At 65.4% G+C, this 4,840-nt stretch carries 4 protein-coding genes; 2 read left to right on the top strand and 2 right to left on the bottom strand.

Features of this window, described 5'->3' with window-relative positions; all coding sequences use genetic code 11:
- On the top strand, positions 1-1,547 hold a 1,547-nt coding region (locus VK519_RS13710), incomplete at its 5' end, for a putative bifunctional diguanylate cyclase/phosphodiesterase (RefSeq protein ID WP_324350662.1).
- Here the strand turns inward: VK519_RS13710 and VK519_RS13705 are convergent.
- On the bottom strand, positions 1,544-2,191 hold the full coding sequence (locus tag VK519_RS13705) for a PA4824 family protein (RefSeq protein ID WP_324350660.1): 648 nt from the start codon (positions 2,189-2,191) through the stop codon (positions 1,544-1,546). The two genes, VK519_RS13710 and VK519_RS13705, sit on opposite strands and share 4 nt — an antisense overlap.
- Positions 2,192-2,301: 110 nt before the next feature.
- On the opposite strand from VK519_RS13705, the gene VK519_RS13700 reads away from it, so the two are divergent.
- Entirely contained in the window at positions 2,302-3,288 is a 987-nt protein-coding gene (locus VK519_RS13700; RefSeq protein ID WP_324350658.1) for an MBL fold metallo-hydrolase, read from the top strand.
- A 17-nt stretch (positions 3,289-3,305) separates the two neighbouring features.
- Here the strand turns inward: VK519_RS13700 and VK519_RS13695 are convergent, their stop codons facing one another.
- Positions 3,306-4,676, bottom strand: coding sequence for a PepSY-associated TM helix domain-containing protein (locus VK519_RS13695; protein WP_324350656.1), 1,371 nt, complete (start codon positions 4,674-4,676; stop codon positions 3,306-3,308).
- Positions 4,677-4,840 lie beyond the last annotated feature (164 nt).

The raw sequence follows: 4,840 nt of genomic DNA, 5'->3' as shown, positions 1-4,840 counted from the left end.
CCGACGGCCGTGAACTGCCACCCTCGATGTGGGCCCGCATCGAAGCCGACGGCCACTGGACGGGTGAAGTACTCAGCCGCCGGCAGGACGGCAGCTCGTACCCCGAATGGCTGTCGATCAGCACCATCCGTGATGCGGAAGACCAGATCCAGCGCTATGTGGCGGTGTTCACCGACATCACCGCGAATAAGGCCGACCAGCGCCGCCTGGAACACATGGCCGCGCATGACCCGCTTACCGGGCTTGCCAACCGTGCCGAGTTCGAACTGCGCTGCGGCCATGCCATCAGCACCGCCACGCGCGAGCGCGGCGCCGCGGTGGTGATGTTTATCGACCTGGACGCCTTCAAGGCGGTGAACGACAGCTACAGCCATGCCGTGGGCGATCGCCTGTTGCAGAAAGTGGCCGATCGCATCCGTAAGGAGCTTTCACCGGGGGATATGGCCGGCCGCATCGGCGGCGATGAATTCACCGTGCTGATGAACGGCCTGAAGACGCGCGAGGACGCCGGCGACCTCGGCCGCCGCCTGCTTGCCGCGCTCGCCGAGCGATTCATGGTGGGCGATTACGAGATCTTCCTTTCCGCCAGCATCGGTATCGCCGGTTTCCCGCTGGACGGCAGCGAACCGACCGCACTGATCGCCAATGCCGACGCCGCGATGTATGCGGCCAAGACGGAAGAGCGCAACGCGCTGCGCTTCTACACCCCGCGCATGCATGCCGATGCGCGCCGCCGACTGGAACTGGCGGCCGAACTTCGCCAGGCCCTGCACCGGGACGAGTTCTACCTGGTGTACCAGCCATCGGTGGAACTGCGCACCGGACGCGTGGTGGCAGTGGAAGCCCTGCTGCGCTGGCAGCATCCCGAGCGCGGGCTGGTGATGCCCGATGAATTCATTCCCATCGCCGAAACCCTCGGCGTGATCCGCCAGATCGATGAATGGGTGATCCACGCCGCCTGCGCGCAGATCCGCCGCTGGGACGTGGCGCGCATGCCGCAGATCCGCGTGGCCGTGAACGTATCGGCCACGTGGTTCGGCCACCCGGATTTCGTCGAGAGCGTGCGCGATGCCCTATCGGCCAGCCAGCTCAATGCACCGCGCCTGCTGCTGGAGATCACCGAAGGCGCGTTGCTGCGGCTTGGCGAGGACACCGAACGCACCATGCATGCGCTGCACGACCTGGGCGTGGGCGTGGCCATCGACGACTTCGGCACGGGCTATTCCTCGCTCACCTACCTGAAGCTTCCCGCGGTGGCCTACCTCAAGATCGACCGTTCCTTCGTGCGCGGCCTGCCCGACAGCAGCAACGACGTCGCCATCGTCGACGCGATGATAGCGATGTCCGGGTCGCTGGGCCTGATCACCATCGCCGAAGGCATCGAGAACGATGCGCAGCACGCTTACCTGCTGAAGGCCGGATGCGTGGAAGGGCAGGGCTACCTGTATTCGCGACCGGTGGCAGCGGCAAATATCGAGCGCCTGTTGTCGCCGGTGAACACCGCGCCGCAACCACGGCTGACTTTGGTGCCGCCGCTACGCAGCTAGAACACCACGTTGTAGCCGAACGTGAACCACTGGTCAGTGCGGTTCTTGCCGACCAGTAGATCGATGCTGGCGGCGCCGGCGAAATTGAAACTGATGCCGGCCTCGTTGGTGGCGTCACGTCCCTTGCGGATGTAGCGCTCGGCGACGAGGTCCACGGCCTTGGACACTGAGTACTGCATGCCTAAGCCACCGGCCAGCTTCGATGTCTCGCCGCGGTCACGTGACAGGCCCAGGTTAGTGAATATCTGCCATTGCTGGTCGGCCCCCAGGGCCCAGGCGGGCGCGAGGTAGGCGTCGGTCTGCTTGAGCTTGCCGTGCTGGTAGATGCCCGTGGCGGCCACCGCCAGCCCGAAGCCGCCGTTGCTGTTGTCGCGCAGCTGCCACTTAAGGCCAGGTGTAAGTTCGCTTTGGCCAGGCCGCGAGATGCGCGTGAGGCCCAATGAAAACTCAAGCGGCCCCGCCGAGCAGGCGGGTGACAGGGTGAGCTCGCGACCACCGCCGGAGAATGCGCGGAGCCAGCTCTCCAGCTGGCAGCGGCCCGCCGGCGTGACGCCCGAATCGTCCACGAACAGGCTGCCGCCCGCGTGTGCGGAACCTGCGACCACCACCGTGGCCATCATGGCCGTGATGATGGTTCGCTTCATGGACGTGGTACTTCCCGGCGAAATACCGGCGAAGTCTAACGGCCCCATTCTTACGGTTGAAAGTCGTGGTGTTCGGCATCAGGTCAATGCAACGTTATAAAGGAACGCCCATGCCCTACCGCAATCCGTACTTTGATCCGGCCCGGCCGCACCATACCCCGGAGGGCTTCCGGAACCTGGAACCCGACACGCGAGGCAAGGGCGATCTGCAGCGGTGGCGACGTGAACGCAAGGAGCAGGGACTGCCCAAGCCACCGAAGGCGGGCTATGCGGCCTTTGCGAAGCAATGGTGGAGCAAGGCGGATATTCCCGCTGAAGGCGACGGTGCCTGGTGGCTGGGCCACGCCTGCGTGCTGCTGCGCCGCGGCGAGCAAACCGTGATAACCGATCCGGTGCTTTCCCATCGCGCATCGCCGCTGTCGTTTGCCGGGCCTGCGCGCCGCACGCCTGCACCGGTGGATGTGGACGACCTGCCGCACATCGACGTGGTGATGATCTCCCACAACCATTACGACCATCTCGATACGCGCAGCGTCAAACGCATCGCGCGGCGGTTTCCCGCGTGCGTGTTCGTGGTACCGCTGGGGCTTGCCCCATGGATGCGCCGCCATGGCATCGAACATGCGGTGGAACTGGACTGGTGGGACGGCATCGATATCGACGGCGGCCGCTTCACGTTGGTCCCTGCGCGCCACTGGAGCGCACGCACTTTAAGCGATCGCAACCGCAGCCTTTGGGGCGGCTGGGTGTGGCAGCGTCATGGCTACACCTTCTGGTTTGCCGGCGATACCGGTTATTCCCCGAACCTGGCCGAGGTGGGCAAACGCCTGGGGCCGATCGACCTGGCCGCCCTGCCCATCGGCGCATATTCGCCGCGCTGGTTCATGCAAGGCCAGCACACTGATCCGGCTCAGGCGGTACAACTTCACCGCGAATCGAATGTGCGCAAGTCGCTGGCCATCCACTGGGGCGTGTTCGAGCTGGCGGATGATCCGCTGGATGAACCGCCGGCCTTGCTGGCCACGGCGTTGCGTGAGCAAGGCGTGGCCGAGGAGGCATTCGTGAGCATTCCCGTCGGCGCGCGCGTGCCGGACTGACCCAAGCGCCGTCGTGCCTAATTGAAGAAGGCGTGCAGCCGTGGAACGCGGCGAAGCACCAGCCGTTCGACCGTAAGCACCAACAGCATGGAGATGCCCAGGAGCGGCAACAGCACGCCGAATACCACCAGCAGCCCGACCATTAGTCGGGGGTAGCGCGCGCCGTGCGCGGGAGGCGCACCCAGCCGCTTCACCGGTTTTCGGCGCCACCACATCACGAAGCCGCTAACGGTGACGGTGATCAGGCCCAGCGCCGTAGTGAGGCCCAGCAACTGGTTCGGCCAGCCGAACAACTGGCCCTCATGGGCGGCCACGCCGTAGCCGATCGCCCGATCAAGGAACGCGCCCTGGGCGAAATCCTTGCGATTGATTACCTGGCCCGTGGCGCCATCAAGCTTGAGCGTCAACCGCTTCGGGCGGTTCTGCGTATCGGAGCGACCCGTCCAGCCGGCATCCGCCTTCGATGGCGGGGCGATCAGCACCGGTGGCGGCAACTGCAGGCCGGCCACTGTCGGCACCAGGCGATCCAGTGCATGCAGGTCCACCGCTGCGTGCAGGATCTTCTTCGTCGACTGATCCTGCCCGCGATTCATCCCCGGCATATCGGCCATGTCATCCATCGCCGTATTCGCCGCGCGGCGTTTGGCCAGCTCGTCCGAACGGCCCGTGTTCCAGTCCTGATCAACCTGGGTTGTCGAACCGAACTGTCGCACTTCCTTCAACATCCCGCCCCACGACTTCGCCCACGGCAAACCCGATGTCAGCAATGTCAGCGCGAGCAAGGCCACCCACACACCGGCGACCGCATGAAGATCGCGCCAGAACAGACGGCCGCGCTGGCGCACGCGCGGATACAGCACGCCCGCCAGGCCCTTGTCGCGGGGCCACCACAGGTACAGGCCGGACAGGATCATCACGATCGCCCACGATGCCGCCAGTTCCACCAGCATCGAACCCCGGTCGCCCAGCAGCAATTCCCCGTGCAGGTAGAAGATGCGCCGCATCAGGCGCTCGTCCTCCACCACCTGGTGCAACACGTGCCCATTGGTCGGGTCCACGTACACGCGCACCAGGTCGTCGCCGCGACCCACCAGGACCCGCGCGGAGGACGTATGGCTTGCGGGCAACTCGTAGGCATTGAGTACGCCACCGGGCACCACTGCCAGCGCGGCGGCCACCTGCATCGACGGCGCCACGCGCGGCGCCTGGGCATCGATGCGGTCGTAGGGGCGGTCCAGCCATGCTTCTATCTGCGGCTTGAACAGGTAGATCGATCCCGTGCACGCCAGCCACAGCACGAACGGCAGGCAGAACAACCCGGCGTAGAAATGCCATCGCCATACCAGCCGGTAGGCATCGCGCGAGCGGCGATCGGGCACGGCGCTCACAGATGCACCTTCAGGTCGAGCAGGTACGTGCGCGAAGGATACGGGTAGTACACGAAGTAACGCCGGTTGGTGAGGTTATCCACGCCCAGGGCAATATCCATGTGCGGATTGGGCTTCCAGGTCACCCGGCCGTCGAAGGTCAGGAACTTGCTGGTGCCGCCGAA

The organism is Pinirhizobacter sp., assembly GCF_035317885.1.
Taxonomy (GTDB): domain Bacteria; phylum Pseudomonadota; class Gammaproteobacteria; order Xanthomonadales; family Rhodanobacteraceae; genus Pinirhizobacter.
This window is presented reverse-complemented; position numbering and strand designations above follow the sequence as displayed.

What these genes read in the sequence shown, in the direction of transcription:
- VK519_RS13700 (WP_324350658.1), top strand. Translation starts at nt 2,302, where the DNA reads ATGCCCTACCGCAATCCGTACTTTGATCCGGCCCGGCCGCACCATACC.
- VK519_RS13705 (WP_324350660.1), bottom strand. Translation starts at nt 2,191, where the DNA reads ATGAAGCGAACCATCATCACGGCCATGATGGCCACGGTGGTGGTCGCA.